This window comes from Streptomyces sp. Ru72, assembly GCF_002920635.1.
Classification (GTDB): Bacteria; Actinomycetota; Actinomycetes; order Streptomycetales; family Streptomycetaceae; genus Streptomyces.
The window spans coordinates 1-16,941 of sequence record NZ_PQSR01000052.1 but is presented as its reverse complement, the minus strand read 5'-3'; the positions used below and the strand labels follow the sequence as shown (position 1 = coordinate 16,941).

13 protein-coding genes and 2 pseudogenes are annotated in these 16,941 nt (G+C 74.0%); 9 read left to right on the top strand and 6 right to left on the bottom strand.

The features are described from left to right. Window positions 1–26: 26 nt before the first annotated feature. Window positions 27–221 (bottom strand): hypothetical protein, encoded by a 195-nt coding sequence (locus C3488_RS22980; RefSeq protein ID WP_103842281.1) that lies wholly within the window; start codon window positions 219–221, stop codon window positions 27–29. Window positions 222–519: 298 nt separating this feature from the next. Between C3488_RS22980 and C3488_RS22970 the strand changes: the two genes are divergently transcribed. From C3488_RS22970 to C3488_RS22950, 5 genes and pseudogenes are all read left to right on the top strand, one after another. After that, window positions 520–912, top strand: a complete 393-nt coding sequence (locus C3488_RS22970; protein ID WP_103842276.1) for an ankyrin repeat domain-containing protein — start codon at window positions 520–522, stop codon at window positions 910–912. 300 nt (window positions 913–1,212) lie between these two features. Then, window positions 1,213–2,631 (top strand): hypothetical protein, encoded by a 1,419-nt coding sequence (locus C3488_RS22965; protein WP_103842331.1) that lies wholly within the window; start codon window positions 1,213–1,215, stop codon window positions 2,629–2,631. A gap of 139 nt (window positions 2,632–2,770) precedes the next feature. Further along, entirely contained in the window at window positions 2,771–3,937 is a 1,167-nt protein-coding gene (locus C3488_RS22960; RefSeq protein WP_103842274.1) for a glycosyltransferase family 1 protein, read from the top strand. Continuing rightward, window positions 3,934–5,142: a glycosyltransferase gene (locus C3488_RS22955; protein ID WP_103842272.1), complete on the top strand. Its 1,209-nt coding sequence runs from the start codon at window positions 3,934–3,936 to the stop codon at window positions 5,140–5,142. The genes C3488_RS22960 and C3488_RS22955 overlap by 4 nt, the downstream gene beginning before the upstream one ends. Further along, window positions 5,139–5,983 (top strand): annotated as a pseudogene (locus tag C3488_RS22950) (SGNH/GDSL hydrolase family protein). The gene C3488_RS22955 and the pseudogene C3488_RS22950 overlap by 4 nt, the downstream one beginning before the upstream one ends. A 9-nt stretch (window positions 5,984–5,992) precedes the next feature. Here the strand turns inward: C3488_RS22950 and C3488_RS22945 are convergent. The 5 genes from C3488_RS22945 to C3488_RS22925 form a co-directional block, all read right to left on the bottom strand. Continuing rightward, a complete protein-coding gene (locus C3488_RS22945) occupies window positions 5,993–6,862 on the bottom strand; it encodes a biotin-dependent carboxyltransferase family protein (protein WP_103842270.1) in 870 nt (289 codons plus the stop codon). Further along, window positions 6,862–7,476, bottom strand: coding sequence for a 5-oxoprolinase subunit PxpB (pxpB, locus tag C3488_RS22940; RefSeq protein ID WP_103842268.1), 615 nt, complete (start codon window positions 7,474–7,476; stop codon window positions 6,862–6,864). Before pxpB ends, C3488_RS22945 begins: the two co-directional genes overlap by 1 nt. Continuing rightward, window positions 7,473–8,225 (bottom strand): LamB/YcsF family protein, encoded by a 753-nt coding sequence (locus C3488_RS22935; RefSeq protein ID WP_103842266.1) that lies wholly within the window; start codon window positions 8,223–8,225, stop codon window positions 7,473–7,475. Before C3488_RS22935 ends, pxpB begins: the two co-directional genes overlap by 4 nt. Window positions 8,226–8,297: 72 nt before the next feature. Then, entirely contained in the window at window positions 8,298–9,143 is an 846-nt protein-coding gene (locus C3488_RS22930) for a putative hydro-lyase (protein ID WP_103842264.1), read from the bottom strand. Continuing rightward, complete coding sequence (locus C3488_RS22925) at window positions 9,140–10,459, bottom strand: MFS transporter (protein WP_103842262.1); 1,320 nt, start codon at window positions 10,457–10,459, stop codon at window positions 9,140–9,142. The genes C3488_RS22930 and C3488_RS22925 overlap by 4 nt, the downstream gene beginning before the upstream one ends. 171 nt (window positions 10,460–10,630) lie before the next feature. On the opposite strand from C3488_RS22925, the gene C3488_RS22920 reads away from it, so the two are divergent. From C3488_RS22920 to C3488_RS22905, 4 genes and pseudogenes are all read left to right on the top strand, one after another. Next, window positions 10,631–11,341: a GntR family transcriptional regulator gene (locus C3488_RS22920; RefSeq protein ID WP_103842260.1), complete on the top strand. Its 711-nt coding sequence runs from the start codon at window positions 10,631–10,633 to the stop codon at window positions 11,339–11,341. 87 nt (window positions 11,342–11,428) lie between these two features. Then, complete coding sequence (locus C3488_RS22915) at window positions 11,429–12,955, top strand: hypothetical protein (protein ID WP_103842258.1); 1,527 nt, start codon at window positions 11,429–11,431, stop codon at window positions 12,953–12,955. A 46-nt stretch (window positions 12,956–13,001) separates the two neighbouring features. Beyond that, window positions 13,002–13,880, top strand: a complete 879-nt coding sequence (locus C3488_RS22910; protein WP_103842256.1) for a hypothetical protein — start codon at window positions 13,002–13,004, stop codon at window positions 13,878–13,880. 49 nt (window positions 13,881–13,929) lie between these two features. Then, window positions 13,930–16,941, top strand: a pseudogene (locus tag C3488_RS22905) (hypothetical protein); the annotation flags it as partial.

Here is a 16,941-nt window from a genome sequence, read left to right as displayed (position 1 = left end):
GAGGGTGTGTGCGGACGGGAGCCGGGTCAGAAGTTGAGCCCGCCGAGGAGGCCGGCGAGACTCGCCCCGCCTGCCTTGATGCTGGGGGCGATGGCGGTGCTCGAGAGGTAGAACCCGAACAGCGAGCAGACGGTTGCGTGCGAGCCCTTCAGTCCGTCCTTGCGGAAGAAGAGGAAGACGATGGTGCCGAGCAGCACGACGCCCGAGATGTTCAGAATCATTGCTCTCTCCTGGTTCGTGGGGACAGTCACCATGAGTCCTTCCAGGCTCACAGAATGTATCCATACGATAAAAGGTGCAACTGGGTGAAATTCACCGGATTTCCTTCGGTCGGCGGAGTCGCCCCGACCCCTTGACCAGCCCTGACGCCCGCCACGGCCTCGTCGTGATCTTTGCCGCATACGGTGCCGGTCATGTGACGCGGAAGCCAGTACGCTGGCGATTCACCCGTACGGGGCACCAGTCCCGGCACCCTCGGGCATCAGTACCAGCAGCCGTAGTGGAGAGGCGGTCCGGCCGATGAGTGAAGCCCCCGACCCCGAGGTCGTGGAGCTGGCGACCAAGATCTTCGATCTGGCGCGCCGAGGCGAGACCGAGGCGCTCGCGGCGTACGTCGACGCGGGCGTTCCGGCCAACCTCACCAACGACCGCGGCGACACCCTGGTGATGCTCGCCGCCTACCACGGCCAGGCCGACGCCGTGCGGGCCCTGCTCGAGCGCGGCGCTGAGGCCGACCGGGCCAACGACCGAGGCCAGACACCGCTCGCCGGAGCCGTCTTCAAGGGCGAGGCCGAGGTCATCCGGGCCCTGCTGGACGGTGGCGCCGACCCGGCCGCAGGGACCCCCTCGGCGATCGACACCGCCAAGATGTTCGCCAGGACGGACCTGCTCGAACTGTTCGGCGCACCCTGATCCGAACACACTGACCAGCGAAAAAGACGAAAACGGGGGAGGCGGTACCGGACCGCCCGAAATAAGGTCGCGGCAGCGCGAGAGCCCGGGTCATCATGACGTCGTGATTCACGGACGCGACGGCCGGGCAGGTGATGCCGCACCGCGCGGACCGTGATCGGTCCCCACGGGCCACCGACGAGAGGCAGAGGAAGATGGTCTTCAGCAAGCAAGAGACGGCGGGCGCCCCGACGTGTTGTCACGCGGCCAGGTGATGCGTGTCCCCCGGTTGCGTCGACGCTTGATGTGAGGCTGTTTCCCATGTTCGAACCGGTCATAGCGCCCAGCGGTACGCTGCTCGGCCTGCTCCAGAGGGGCCGCGGCGACGGCACGCTGCACGCGCTCACCGCCCCCCGCGCCGAGGCGCTCGCTGCCCTCGACCACTGTGTGCTGCGCGACCCCCGCCACGACTGGCAGGTGGAGAACCGCTCGCTGTACTACGCCCGGCTCTACCTCGACCTGGGCGGCGAGCTGGACGCCATCGAGGCGCACCTGTTCAGCGCCGAGGACGTCCTCGAGGCGGACGAGTGCCGCACCGGACTCGCGCTCGCCGTCCTCGGGCACCTCGCCTCGTACGGCAGGCGCGACGCGCTCCAACTGCTGCGCAGGTACGCCGCCTCGGGCTCCAACTGGGCCTGGGCCCTGGACGAGCTCGCCCTGCGCGACGACGACGCGGGCCTGCGCGCCCTGGCCGCTCCCGTCCTGGCCCGCTTCCCGGCCGACCCCGAGGGCGAGGCCGAACTCGCCGCCGCCGTCCGGGACGCCTTCGAACCACGGCCCTGGCGGCTGTGGGCCGACGACCCCCGCGAATCCATCGCCTCACGCGTGCGTGCCGCACAGGAGGCCGGCTGTTTCGACCGCTGGCAGCGGCAACTGCGGCCCCAGGGACCTCGCCCGGGGTGGAGCGTGCGGGCCGTCTTCGACTGGGCGCAGCAGGGCATCGAACGGGGTGCCGCGCTGCACGTGCCCGCCGCCCGCTGCCTCACCGCCGTCGCCGGGCCCGAGGACCGCGCCGAGATCGTCGAGGCCGCCCGCTCGGGCGGCGACGGAGCCCGTTCGACGGCCCTGCGGTACCTCGCCGACAGCAACGATCCGGACGCCCTCGAGCTCATCGAGGATGCCGTGACCACGGGTTCCGCGTTCGTCGTCGACGCGGCCGTGGACGCCTTCGAACGTATGCGCAGTCTCGCCGCCGTTGACCGGGCCCGCGGCTGGGCCCGCCGGCCCGACGCCCTCGGGGCCGCCGCCGGGCGCATGCTCGCCTGCCGTGGTGGTGCCCACGACAGCGACCTGGTCCTCGAGGCGCTCCGGGAGGCGGTTCGGGGCGAGGGCCCCGACGCGCCGACGCTGTGGACCCTCGTCGACGGCGCCGGACGGCTCGGCATCGCCTGCGCCGCACCCGTCCTGCGCCATGTCTACCGCGAGACCGCGTCCTCCCATCTCCGGGGGCGAGCCGCCCGCGCGCTGGCCGCCACCGACCCCTCCTTCGCCTCGGGGTTCGCCGTCGAGTGCCTCTGGGACTGCGAGGAGTCCACCCGTGAGATCGCCGCACGGCACGCCGAGACCGGAGACGCCCGCGTCGTGGAGCGGCTGCGCCGGCTCGCCGCGGATCCGGCCGAGGAGGCCGAGGTGCAGACCGCCGTACGCAGCCGGATCGGACCCGACATGCCGGCCGTGTGAACATCCGGTGACCCGCGTGCCAGGAGGGCGTGGACACGGGCGGACCTGCTCGACTGTGCAGCACAACGCTCATGGGACGTTCCCCGGCCGGAAAGATCGACGTTGACGCGGCCACGTCCGGCGCGGCGAGAACACGGGTATGCGTGTCGTCATCGTGACCGAATCCTTTCCCCCCGATGTGAACGGCGTGGCCCACTGCGCGCTGCAGACCGCCCGGCACCTCGTCGATCGCGGTCATGCTCCCCTCGTCGTCGCTCCGGCCACCTCCCCGAAGTTCTCCACTGCGTGCGAACAGGGAGGTGCCCCCGTCGGCACCGGGCCCGACGCCCTCGCGCCGTGCCCCGTCGTCCGTGTCCCCTCCCTGCCGCTCCCCGGCTACGCCCAGGTGCGCGTGGCTCTCCCCAGCCGACGCGTCGCCGCGGCCATCACCGGACACCGCGCCGACATCGTGCACCTGGCCAGCCCCTTCGTCCTCGGCGTCCGCGGCATGGCGGCCGCCGTCCGGCTCGGCATCCCCGCCGTCGCCGTCTACCAGACCGACCTCGCCGGCTACGCCCGCACCTACATGGGCGCCGGTGAGGCAGCGGCCTGGCGGCGCATCCGCTCCGTGCACGCCGCCGCCGACCGCACCCTCGCGCCCTCCAGCGCCGCCCTGCACGACCTGGAGGCACACGGCGTGCCCCGGGTGCAGCTGTGGCCGCGCGGCGTCGACACCGTCCGTTTCCGGCCGGACCTGCGGGACGAGGCGATCCGCCGGGAACTCGCCCCGAACGGTGAGCTGATCGTGGGCTACGTCGGCCGGCTCGCTCCCGAGAAGCACGTCGAACTCCTCGCCGGCGCCTGCGGTCTGGACGGCGTACGCGTCGTCGTCGTGGGCGACGGGCCGAGCGAGACCACCCTGCGCGCCGCCCTGCCCGGCGCCGTCTTCCTGGGCCGCCGCACCGGCGCCGAACTCGCCCGGATCTTCGCCTCGCTGGACGTCTTCGTGCACACCGGCCCCTTCGAGACGTTCTGCCAGACCGTGCAGGAGGCCATGGCGAGCGGCGTGCCGGTCGTCGCGCCCGCCGCCGGCGGCCCGCTCGACCTGGTGGCCCACGGCCGAACCGGACTCCTCGTGCCGCCCGGGGACACGGCCGCCTTCCGGGACGCCGTATGGTCCCTGGCCGCCGACCCGGCGCTGCGGGCCGCCTACGGGGCCGCAGCGCGCACCCTCGTCGAGGGGCGCACCTGGGCTGCCGTCGGCGACCGGCTCATCGGCCACTACGCGGACGTGCTCGCCGCGCGCAGGACGGTGGTGGCGGCATGAGCTTCGCCACCGAGCGGACCGGCGCCGGGCTGCGCATCGTGCGGCTCGCCAACTTCGTCGCCCCCGCATCCGGCGGTCTGCGCACCGCGCTGCGCGAGCTGGGCAAGGGCTTCAAGGAGGCCGGGCACGAGCCGTTGCTCATCGTGCCCGGCGAGCGCCACTGCGACGAGACGACCGAGCAGGGCCGGGTCATCACCCTGCCGGGGCCGTTGCTGCCCGGCACCGGCGGCTACCGCGTCCTCGTGGACAAGCGCCGCGTCGCCGCCCTCCTGGAGGAACTCGACCCCGACCGTCTCGAGGTCTCCGACCGCACGACCCTGCGCTGGACCGGCAAGTGGGCCCGGCGCGCCCGGGTCCCCGCCGTGATGGTCTCCCACGAGACCGCCGACGGCGTCCTGCGCACCTGGGGCCTGTCCGAGGCCATGTCCCGGCGCGCCGCCGACGCCCTCAACACCCGTACGGCGCACACCTACGCGCGCGTGGTGTGCACCACCGAGTTCGCCGAGCGGGAGTTCGTACGGATCGGCGCCCGCAACGTCGTACGTGCACCGCTGGGCGTCGACCTCGACCAGCGGCACCCGGCGCTGCGGGACGCGGGGCTGCGCGCACGGTACGCGCGCGGGGACGAGACGCTGCTCGTCCTGTGCTCCCGGCTGTCCGTGGAGAAGAAGCCCGGCACGGCCCTGGACACCCTGGAGGCCCTGCTGCACCGCGGACGGCGCGTGGCGCTGGCGGTCGCCGGGGACGGGCCGCTGCGGGCCCGGCTCCAACAGCGGGCCGAGGAGCGGCGCCTGCCCGTCACCTTCCTCGGCCACGTCGCCGACCGGGATCTGCTCGGCGCGCTGCAGGCCACGGCGGACGTGTGCCTGGCCCCCGGGCCCGCCGAGACCTTCGGGCTCGCCGCCCTGGAGGCGATGGCGTGCGGCACACCCGTGGTGGCCAGCGCCCTGTCCGCGCTGCCCGAGGTGATCGGCTCGGCCGGGGCGACCGCCGTGAACACCGGTGAGGCCTTCGCCGACGCGGTGGAGCTGCTCATGGAGCGATCCGAGGGCGAGCGCCGGGAGACGGCACGCGCGCGTGCCGAGTGCTTCGGCTGGAAGACGGCGGTAAACGCGTTCCTCGCGGCCCATGACGCCCTGCCGTTCGACGCTCCGCCGGCGGCCGGTGACGCCCGCCCGCAGGCGGCCCGGGAGGGCGTGCGATGAGACCCCTGCGGTTCGTGTCGCACTCGGCGACTCGCTGACGGAAGGTGTGGGCGACCCCGTCGGGGACACCTGGCGGGGTGGCCGCGCTCCTCGCCGACGGGCTCGCCCCGGCGGACAGCCCCGCGGAGTTCACCGACCTCGCCGTCAGCGGCGCCCAGACCCGGGACCTCCTTCAGCGGCAGACCCCGGCCGCGCTCGACCTGCGCCCCGATGTCGTCTCCGTGGTCATAGGCGTCAACGACACCCTGCGCTGCACTTTCGACATCCACGCCGTGGCCGCCCGCCTCGACCAGGTGTACGGCGTGTTCCGCGCGCACGGCACGGTGCTGCTCACGGCCTGTCTGCCCGACCCTGGTGGACGATGCTGCGGCTGCCCGGGGCGCTGGCGCGCAGGCAGCGGGCCGTCGACACGGTCGTGCACGCGCTGTCCGAGCGGCACGGGGCGGTGCATGTGCACGGGGCGGACGGGGACTGGATCAGCGACCGCGCGATGTGGAGCGCTGACCGGCTGCATCCGGGGGAGCGCGGGCACCGGCAGCTCGCCCTGCGCTTCCACGCGCTGCTCTCGCAGGCGGGTCTCGCCACCGGTGCCGTGCTTCGGCGGAGCCCGAGTTCCCGGCGCCGAGCCGCTCGGCGAGCCTGTGGTGGCCGGCCACCGCCGGGACGGGCTGGGTGGCCGGGCGGTGCACCGATCGGCTGCCGCAGCTGCTCACGCTGGCCGCCGACGAGGTCCGCCACGAGGCCAGGGGGGACCAGCGCCCGGCTGGACCTGTCCGCCTCGCCCACGGTGGCCTCCGCGCTGGCCGCGCTGTCGGTCGCGGAGCAGCCGGACGCGGCGTGAGCGGCCCGCCTACCGGCGGCTGACGGCCGTGAACCGCACGGGGGTGCCCGGGGCCGCCTGGGCGGCGGCCGCGAGGTCGGCGGTGCGGACGACCGCGATCACCGGGTACCCCCCGGTGGTCGGATGGTCCGCCAGGAAGACGACCGGGCGGCCGTCGGGCGGCACCTGCACCGCGCCCAGCACCATGCCCTCGCTGGGGAGTTCACCGGCCCGGGCGCGCTCCAGGGCGGGGCCTTCGGTGCGCAGGCCGATGCGGTTGCTCGCGGCGGACACCCGGTACGCGCGCGTGACGAGCGTGCGCAGCGCGTCCTGGGTGAACCAGTCGGCGCGCGGCCCCAGCGTCACACGCAGCACCAGCTCGTCCGGCGGCCCCGGCTGGGCAACGGTGTCCACGTGCGCGTGAGGGCCGGCCGGCACCCCCAGGGGCAGTACGGCACCGTCCGCGAGCGGTGGCGGGCCGAGCCCGGAGAGCAGGTCGGTGGAGCGGCTGCCGAGCACCGGCTCCACGGCCACTCCGCCCGCGATACCGACGTACCCGCGAACTCCGGCCCGTGCGGGCCCCACCTCCAGCAGCGCCCCGCCCGGCACGCGGACCGGCGCTCCCCAGGGGGCGGGGCGGCCGTCCACGGTGACCGTGCCGGGCGCGCCGCCGACCGCGACGGTGACCGTCGAACGCGGGCGCAGCGCACAGCCGTTGAGCGTGGTTTCCAGGACGGCGGCTTCCGGTGGGTTGCCGACCAGCCGGTTGACGAGCGCCGCCGCGGGTGCGTCGAGCGCCCCTGAACGCGGCACGCCGAGATGGGCGTGGCCGGGCCGGCCCCGGTCCTGCACGGTGGTCAGCAGCCCGGCGCGTACGACGACGAGAGCTCGGTCCGCCATCAGGACCCCACCGGGACGAAGCGGACGCTGACGCCCGGGGTGAGCAGCGCGGCCGGCACGCGCGCGTGGTCCCACAGCACCGCGTCGGTCGTGCCGATGAGCTGCCAGCCCCCTGGCGACGAACGTGGATAGACCCCGGTGTACGGTCCCGCGAGCGCCACCGAACCGGCCGGGACGGCCGTGCGCGGGGTGGCCCGGCGCGGCACGTGGTAGCGGTCCGGCAGGCCGGTGAGATAGCCGAACCCCGGCGCGAACCCGCAGAAGGCGACCCGGAATTCGGCCGCCGCGTGGATCCGCGCCACCTCCTGCCGCGAAACGCCCCACGCGGCGGCCACCTCCTGTAGATCGGGACCGTCGTACCGTACGGGGATCTCGACCGGCTTCTCCGCGCGCGTGGCGACCGGCGGGATGTCCCACTCGGCGATCCGGGCCGCGAGCCGGGCGGGCTCGGCGACACCGTCGAGGAGGACCGTGCGGGCCGCGGGGACGACCTCACGCGCGTTCAGCTCACCACAGGCCCGACGGCGCAGCAGCTCGGCGTGCAGGGCCTGTGCCTCGTCACCGCTGGAGAGCTCGACCAGCAGCGCCTCGTCACCGACGGACAGCACCCTCATGCGAAGGCCTCCACGCGTACGCCCGCGGCCTCCAGCTCGGCGCGCACCCGGCGGGCCAGATCGACCGCGCCCGGCGTGTCGCCGTGCAGGCACAAGGAGCGTGCGAGCACCGGGATCTCGCGCCCCGAGTGGGCGGCAACGGTCCCGGCACGGGCGAGGCCCACCGAGCGCGCGACGACCGTGTCGGGGTCCGTGATCACCGCCCCGTCCCGGTCGCGCGGCACGAGCGTGCCCTCCTCGGTGTAGGCGCGGTCCGCGAACGCCTCGGTCACGGCCGGGAGCCCGGCCTTGCCGGCCACCTCCAGGAATCGCGACCCGGGCAGTCCCAGCACGGGCAGCGTGGCGTCGGCGAGCAGCACGCCGTCGACGACCGCCTGAGCCTGCCGTTCGTCGTGGACCACCCGGTTGTAGAGCGCGCCGTGCGGCTTCACATACGACACGCGGGAGCCCGCCGCGCGCGCGAAGACCTCCAACGCGCCGATCTGGTACGCCACTTCGGCGGCCAGTTCGTCGGGCGGCACATCCATCGAGCGCCGCCCGAAACCGGCCAGGTCACGGTAGGAGACCTGGGCGCCGATCCGTACGCCGCGCTCGGCCGCCAGTTCGCACACCCGGCGCATGGTGGCCGCGTCCCCCGCGTGGAACCCGCAGGCCACGTTGGCGCTCGTGACGACCGACAGGAGCCGCTCGTCGTCGGTGAGCTGCCAGCGGCCGAAGCCCTCGCCGAGATCGGCGTTCAGATCGATCATGGTCCCTCCTGGTCGGGCGCCGTCGGGCGACGCGGCACCGGTCGCCGTCGGGCGACGCGGTGCCGGTCGTCGTCAGAGCACGCGGTACTGGTCGTCGCGGGCGTCGGTGATGAACATCTGCCCCGGTGCGTGGGTGATGGCGAACGGCGGGCGCGAGGCCGTCACCGCGGCCTGCGGGGTCACGCCGCAGGCCCAGAACACCGGGATGTCGTCCGGTTCGGCGTCCACCGGGTCGCCGAAGTCGGGTCGGCCCAGGTCCGCGATGCCGAGGGCCGACGGATCGCCGCAGTGTACGGGGCCGCCGTGTACCGCGGGCAGCAGACTGCTCTCCCGGATCGCGGCGGGCAGGTGCCGTGGTGGGACCGGGCGCATGGACACCACCATGGGGCCGTGCAGCCGCCCTGCCGGACGGCAGGGGCGGGTGGTGACGTACATCGGGACGTTGCGGCCCTGCTCGATGTGGCGCAGGGGCACGCCCGCCTCGCCGAGCGCCCACTCGAAGGTGAAGCTGCACCCTATGAGGAACGACACCAGATCGTCGCGCCAGTGGGCGCGCACGTCCGTCGGCTCGTCCACCAGTTCCCCGTCCCGCCACACCCGGTAGCGCGGCAGATCGGTCCGCAGGTCGGCGTCCTCCGCGAGAACCGTCCTGGGGGAGCCCGCGTCGGTGACGTCCAGGACCGGGCAGGGCTTGGGGTTGCGCTGGCAGAACAGCAGGGTGTCGTAGGCCCAGTCGGCGGGCACCGAGATCAGGTTGACCTGGGTGTGACCCGCGGCGACCCCGGCGGTGGGGCCGCTCAGGCCCTCCCGGACACGGGCCCGGGCGTCCTTCGCGCTCCACGCGTGCGCGTGCTCGTCGACGAGGATCAGCGGTCGGTCTTCCGCGAGGGTCGGGGAGTGGTCTTCCGTCCGGTTCACCGCAGCTCCTTCCCGCGCGTCTCCGGCAGGCCCAGCAGCGCCAGAGCCGCGATCCCGTACCCGATCGCGCCGAAGACCAGCGCACCGCCCACGCCCCAGCTGTCGGCGAGGAAGCCCACCAGGGTCGGGAAGGCGGCGCCCACCGCTCGACCGGCGTTGTAGGTGAAGCCCTGTCCCGTGCCGCGCACCGCCGTCGGGTACAGCTCGCTCAGGTACGACCCGAAGCCGCTGAAGATGGCCGACATGCAGAACCCGAGCGGGAAACCGAGCACCAGCAGCAGGGTGTTGGCGCCACTGGGGATGTTCGCGTACGCCAGGATGCAGATCGCCGACAGCAGGGCGAAGAGCCAGATGTTGCGCCTGCGGCCGAGCCGGTCGGTGAGGTGGCCGCCGGTGAGGTAGCCCAGGAAGGCCCCGGAGATCAGGAACGTCAGGTAGGAGCCGGTGCCGACGACCGACAAGCCTCGCTCCGACTTCAGGTACGTCGGCACCCAGGTCGCCAGTGTGTAGTAGCCGCCCTGGACACCGGTGGAGAGCAGCCCGGCGAAGACCGTCGTGCGCAGCAGGCCGGGCTGCCCGTCCCTGCCCGGCTTGAAGATCGCGGCGAACGAGCCCTTCTCGGCGCTCCGTTCGCGCTGGGCCGTCGCCTCCGGGGCGTCGTGCACCCGGCGGCGCATCCAGATCACCAGCAGCGCGGGCAGCGCACCGGTCCAGAACATCACCCGCCAGGCCAGGTCGTCACCCAGGAACGAGAAGACCAGGGTGTAGACGACCGCGGCCAGCGCCCAGCCGACGGCCCAGGAGCTCTGGATCGCGCCGAGCGTACGGCCCCGGTGCCGGGCGCTCGCGTACTCGGCGACCAGGATCGCGCCGACCGCCCACTCGCCGCCGAAGCCGAGGCCCTGGAGGGCACGGAAGACCAGCAGGGTCTCGTAGGTCGGAGCGAAGCCGCAGGCGACCGTGAAGACGGCGTAGGTCACCACGGTGATCATCAGGGCCTTCACCCGTCCGACGCGGTCGGCGACCACACCCGCCACGGCGCCGCCGACCGCCGAGACGACCAGCGTGACCGTGGTGAACAGGCCGGTCTGACCGCTGTCCAGACCGAAGTACGCCGCCAGCGCGACCATGCTCAGCGGCAGCGTGAAGTAGTCGTACGAGTCCAGGGCATAGCCGCCGAAGGCGCCCGCGAAGGCACGGCGGCCACGGGGGCCGAGGGCGCGCAACCAGCCCAAGGCGCCGTCGTCGGCGCCGAGTTCACCGGCGCCGGAACGGGCGTCGGCCGTCGGGGCCGGGGAGGAAGGAGTCGTGCTCATGGGCACCTCGCAGTGAGGGACGGAGGGTGCTTGCGGGATGAGCCGTGCGGTGCGGAAGCCGCGACGCCACGGTGAGCGGAGCGGTGCCGTGTCCAGCAAGGTAGAGGATCGTTGAACGATCCTTCAATACCCGTGTTGTCTCGTCCTTGTCTCTGCGCTTGAATTCCGGGCATGGCAGAGGAGCTGACGGGACTGGCCGACGACCGCGCGCTGCTCGGGCGCACCAGCACCGCCGAGCGGGTGTCGGACATCCTCAGGAGCCGTATCGCCGAGGGCTACTTCCCGCCCGGCACCCGGCTGTCGGAGGACAGCATCGGCGGCGCGCTCGGCGTCTCGCGTAACACGCTGCGCGAGGCCTTCCGGCTGCTCACGCACGAGAGGCTGCTCGTCCACGAGTTGAACCGGGGCGTCTTCGTGCGAGTCCTGACGGTGGACGACGTCGAGGACATCTACCGCACCCGCACGCTCGTCGAGTGCGCCGTCGTACGGGGCCTCGGGCAGCCGCCGTACGCCGTGGAAGGTCTCGCCGCTGCGGTCGCTGAGGGGCAGCGGGCGGCACGCGAAGGTGACTGGAAAGGGGTCTCGACGGCCAACATCCACTTCCACCGTGAACTGGTGGCACTCGCCGGGAGCGAACGCACGGACGAACTGATGCGCAGCGTCTTCGCCGAACTGCGCCTGGCGTTCCACGTGGTGGCGGACCCGCGCCGGCTGCACGAGCCCTACCTGGCCCGCAACGAACAGATCCTCCGGACCCTGCAGGCCGGGCAGCGCGAGAGCGCCGAGCAGCTCCTTGCGGCCTACCTCGACGACTCGCGAGCGGGCCTGGTCGAGGTGTACGGGCGCCGGGTGGCCGACACGGGTCCGGGGCGCGGGGCCTGACACCGGCGGCTTTCCCGCGGGGCGCGGCCGGCGGAGCGCACCCGGCGATTTGGGTCGTTGTCAGACCCAGGACCTAATCTGTGCACCGTGACTTCGCCTGCATCGACGGATCGTGTTCCGCCCCAGTTCAGCACGGGGCCGCGCCCCGCTCCGGGGCCGGCCGCCGACGAGGGGCTGGCCCGGCGTCTGCGCGCGCTCGCCTGCACCGCGCCGCTGCACGACCTGGACGCACGCAAGGCCAACCTCGCGGGTGAGTACTCGGTGTACGGCATGGCGGAGATCGCCCTCGCCGCCATCGACCTGGTCACGCTGAACATGGACTTCGACACGGGCGCGGACCACGACCAGATAGTCGCCCGCCTCATCCCGCGCATCGCCGCCCAGGCACCGCGGCGCCCGCCCGCCGAGCACGAGCGCGTGGCCCGCTGGGTCCTGGAGAACCTGATCAACGTCGGCAGCGTCGACCGCGGCTTCCGGGCCGTCTACGGCACGTTCGCCCCGGACGGCACGTACGTCCGCCGTGACTACGACTTCAAGCTGATCGAGGAGGTCCCCGGCTACGGCGGAGGCGTCTACCTGCGGACGACGGACGAGGCGGTCAACGTCCTCGTCGGCGCCCTCGACACCGATGTCACCAGCGCCCAGATCGCCGCCGAGGTCAAACTGGAGGTGCTGATCAGCCGGGGCCGCCTCGCCGACGCCCAGCTCGCCGCCGAGCAGGCCCGCTACCGGACCGTGCAGTACTCGGAGTCCCTGCGCAAGGCCCTGGACGCCACCCGGCGCAACGTCCGCGCGGTGGACTGGCTGAACGCGGTCCCGGACATGATCACCGAGGCCCTGGACCACGTCGCCGAGCGCTACCGCCACGAGAACGCGATCCTCACCAACATCCGCAAGGCCCGGGACGAGTCCGAGGACCCCGATCAGAAGCGGCGCGCCGCCGAACTCGTCGACATCGTCAAGGACTGCATCCGCCGGCACACGCAGCTGCAGTCCCGGCTCCTCGAAGCGGGCCCGCTGTTCCGCGCCGAGCAGGACCGGCAGGCGTTCGCCACGCCCGTCGCGACGTCGGGGATCGACCTGTACGGGCAGCTCGTCGCGCAAGTGCTGCCCCTGGCGCTCGAGCGGGCGACCCGCGTCACGGACGCCTTCTTCACGCACGGTACGGGGCTGCGTACGCCGTTCTCCGTGCGGACCGGAGACCTCGTCGACCTGCTGCTGACGCCTCCGGTGGAGCGCGAGCACCTGGGCGCCGAGATGCCCGAGCCGGACCTGATCGCCACACCGGACGACAGCAGGTTCAGCGAGGAGCAGATGGCCGCCGCCATGGAACTGCTCGACCTGCCGGCGGACGCGCCACGGCGACTGTCGGGGCTGTTGGCCGAGGCGCGCCGCAAGGACCCCGACCTGCCCTATCTGGTCGCCCTGCTGGCCGTGCACGCGGCGAGCCCGCCGGTGGGCACGGCGTACCGGCAGGGGGAGGAGAAGCTGCTGTTCGCGGTGGACGACGGCACGGAGCTGGACGACCCGGAGTTCGGCGGGGCCGATCTGATCGTGGGCACGGCCCTGCTGGACGCGGCGGGCATGGCGGCGGACCGGACGGAAGCGGCCTGATGCCGATGACCACGAACAAGCACCAGCGCACCAAGGAGCCCCAACCGTGACCGAGCACGTCGAGTGGAGTGAGCCGGAGGCCGCCGCCACGCCGGTGAGCAGCGCCGTCACCCCCGCCGACGCCGCCGACGCGGCGCGGCTCGTCGCCTTCGGCCTGCAGCCCAAGCTGCAGCCGGCACGCGACCAGGAGTACGCGGACCTGCTGCGCCGCTACCGAGAGGACCCGCCGTTCGCGCGGCTGGCCGACGCCGTCGCCACCGGGCTCGGCCTGATCGTCCTGGAGGTGTCCCCGCGCGCGGGCATGGCCGTCACCGCGGCCGAGGACTCGGTGTTCGCGGTGCGCATGGGCGACTACGCGCGTCGCACATCGGCCGACTCCGCCGACCGCTTCCTGCACGGGCTCGCCCATCTGGCCGTCGCCGCCCTGGCGTTCCCGCGCCCGGAGGACCTCGCCGACGACGGCTACATCGGGCGCGTCACGGTCAACGGCGTCGACGCCTTCGTCCGCCAGGCCTGCCGCCGCCTGGAGGAGCGGGCCGAGGAGCAGGGAGAGAACACCGACCCGGCCACCGACGCGCCCGGACTGGAGGCCGCCTGGCGGGTCTGGGCCAGACGCAGCGCGACCGGGGCCACCAAGGACGCGCGCCGCCCGGCCGCCTCGACCACCGGCATCGTCGCGAAGGCCGTCGGGTTCCTCACCGACTCCGGATTCCTCCAGCGCACGGGCGACGAGAACGGCGGCACGTATCGCACGACGGCCCGCTACCAGCTCCAGGTGCGCGACATGGCCGGCAGCGCCGCCATGGCCGAACTCCTCGAGCTGGGCATCGTCCCGGTCACCGACGGCACGGCGACCCTGCTTCCCGCGGAGGACACCGACGACCTCGAGCTCGTGGCCGACGCCGGACTTCCGTTCCACTCCTGACCCCGCCCTTTCCGAACACCAGCAAGACTTACGACGAGAGTCCGCCGCCATGTACGAGCTGTCCCGGGTCCGCCTCTACTCCATCGGCCCGGCCGGTGCGCGCTACGCCGACACCGTGCTGGACCTGCGGGGCGTGGGTGATCCGGTGCCCGAACCCGCGCCCACCCAGGCGGAGTTCTTCGAGGAGGAGCCCGTCGGGCCGCCGCGCAGGCCCGCCCCCGCGGGCGTGCTCTTCCTGGAGAACGGCGGCGGCAAGTCCGTCCTGCTCAAGCTGATCTTCTCCGTGATGCTGCCGGGCCACCGCAACACGCTCGGCGGCGCCAGTTCCGGCGTGCTGCGCAAGTTCCTGCTCGCCGACGACTGCGGACACGTGGCCCTGGAGTGGCAGCACGTGCAGACCGGTGAGTGCGTCGTCGTCGGCAAGGTCAGCGAGTGGCGCGGGCGCCAGGTGTCCAACGACCCGCGGAAGTTCGCCGAGGCCTGGTACTCCTTCCGTCCGGGCCCCGGACTCACCCTGGACAACCTGCCCGTCGCCGAGTCCACCGCGGTACGGCCGCCCGTCGAGGGCACCTCCGGGGCCCAGGGGCGGCGCCGCACGATGAAGGGCTTCCGGGACGCCCTCATGGAGGCGGGCAAGGCGTACCCGCATCTGGAGGTGCACTGGGAGGAGATCCACGACCGGTGGAACGAGCACCTGACGGACCTCGGCCTCGACCCCGAACTCTTCCGCTACCAGCGGGAGATGAACGCGGACGAGGGTGAGGCCGCCGGTCTCTTCGCGGTCAAGAAGGACTCCGACTTCACGGATCTGCTGCTGCGTGCCGTCACCGACACCCGGGACACCGACGGACTCGCGGACCTGGTCAGCGGTTTCGGCAACAAGCTGGGCCGACGGGCCGAGCTGATCGCCGAACGGGACTTCACCGCCGGGTCCGTGGACCTGCTCGGGCGTATCGTCGACGCCGCCGAGGCCCGCTCGCGGGCGCGCGACATCCACGCGGGCGCCGAGCGGCGGACACGCACGCTGGCGCGGCGCCTGTCCGCGCGCGGGGTTCAGGAGCGGATGCGCGCCGCCGACCTCGCCGAGCAGGTGACCGCGGCCGCGCACGCCGTCAGCGAGGCCGAGACCGCCCGCGGGCGCAGCGCGCTCATCGCGGCCGAACTCGCCTACCGCCACGCCTCCTTGGCGCTCGCCGGTGCCGAGAAGGCCGCCGCCGCGCAGAAGCGCGAACTGGCCGACGCCCGCCAGCTCTACTCCGCGTGGCAGGCCGCCGAGGCGGTGCTGCGGCACCGTGCCGCCGCCGACCGGGTGGCCCGCGTGTCGGCCGCCATCCAGGAGGCCGAACGGGACGCCGCCCCCGCGCTCGCCGCCCGCGCCAAGGCCGCCGTCGATCTCGTACGGGCGCTGCACGCCGCCGCCGAGAGCGCCGAGTCCCTCGCCAACGAGGAGGAGGAGCGGTCCGCCGCCCTGCAGGAGGTGAGCGAGTCCGCCTACCGGGACTCGACCTCCGCCGCCACCGAGGCGCAGCGCGCCCGCAGCGAGGCCGGGCATCTGCGCCAGCGGCTGACCGAGGTCGAGCAGGAGACCGCCGAGGCCGTGCGCGCGGGCTGGCTGGACGACAGCGCCCCCGACGCCGACCCGGCGCGGGCCGCGCTCGCCGCGAGCGACGCCGAGAAGACCGCCGTCGCCGCCTGGGACGCCGCACGTGAGGCTTCCCGCCGGGCCTCCGAGCACGCGCGCGAGGCGGCCTCCGCCGAGTCCCGGGCGGAGCTGACGGCGGCCCGCGCCGCGGACGCGGCCACGGCCGCCGAGCGGGCGTACGAGGCCGAGCGGCGCACCGCCGAGGCGCTGGCGGCCGAGGAGCGCCTCGCGGAACTGCTGGGCCTGTCCGGCACCGGCGCGCGTCCCCGGGTCCCCGGGCCCCGGCGCGACGAGGACACCGGCGAGGCCGACGCCGCGACGGCACCGGAAGGCTGTCTCACCGCCGAGGAACTGGACCGCTTCGCCGACGAACTGCGCGAACTGCTCGACGACTCCGTCTCCTCCGCCGAGCGGCAGCTCTTCGAACTGCGGACCGCGGCGGCCGACGACGCGCGCATCCTCGGCGCCCTCGGCGACGGCGGGCTGCTGCCCCCCGGCCCGGACGTACTCGCCACCGTCGAGTACCTCGGCGAGCACGGCATTCCCGCGCTGCCCGGCTGGCGCTACCTCGCGCAGGCCGTCGACCCCGCGGACCACGCACGCGTGCTGACCGCCCGGCCCGAGCTGGTCGACGGTGTGATCATCACCGACCCGGAGTCGCACCTCCGGGCCCGTCAGGCCCTGAGCGAGGCCGCGCTGCTGCCCCGCTCCGCCGTCGCCGTCGGCACCGCCGCCGCGCTGCTCGCTCCGACCCCGCCCGTCGACGAATGCGACGACAGCGGCTATGTGTTCCTCGTCCCGCCGAACCCGGCCATGCACGACGAACACGCAGCCGACGAGGAGCGGCAGGCGCTGCGCGCCCGCGCCACGGAGCGGGACGAGGAGATCCGGGCGCTCGCGGCCCGGCTCGGCAAGGACCGGGAACTCGCGGCCCGGCTCGCCTCCTGGCGCACCGGATGCCCGGCGGGCCGGCTCACCGAGCTGGCGCAGGCCGCCCGTGACGCCCGCGCGTTCGCAGAGGAGGCCGAGGCCGAACTGGCCGAGGCACGCACCGCCCGGGCGGAGGCCGAGGAGACGGCCACCGAGGCCGCCCAGGTGCGCGACGAGCGCCAGGAGGCCGCGCAGAAGGCCCGCCGCGCCGCCGACGCCCTGGCCGGACTCGCCTTCCGACTGCGCGAACGCGCCGGCTGGCAGGTGAAACTGCGCGAACTCGCCGACGAGGCGGTCGAGGCCGAGGCCCGCGCCCAGGCCTGCCTGGAGCGGGCCCGCGCCGCCGACGAGGACCGGCGCGCCGCCCAGCGCGCCGCCGACGACACCCGCCGCACGGCGCGTGCGCTGCGCGCCGAGCGCTCGGAGATCGCGGGAGCCCCCGAGACGTACCGGAGGACGACACGGACGTGCCGAAGGCGTCCCTGCCCG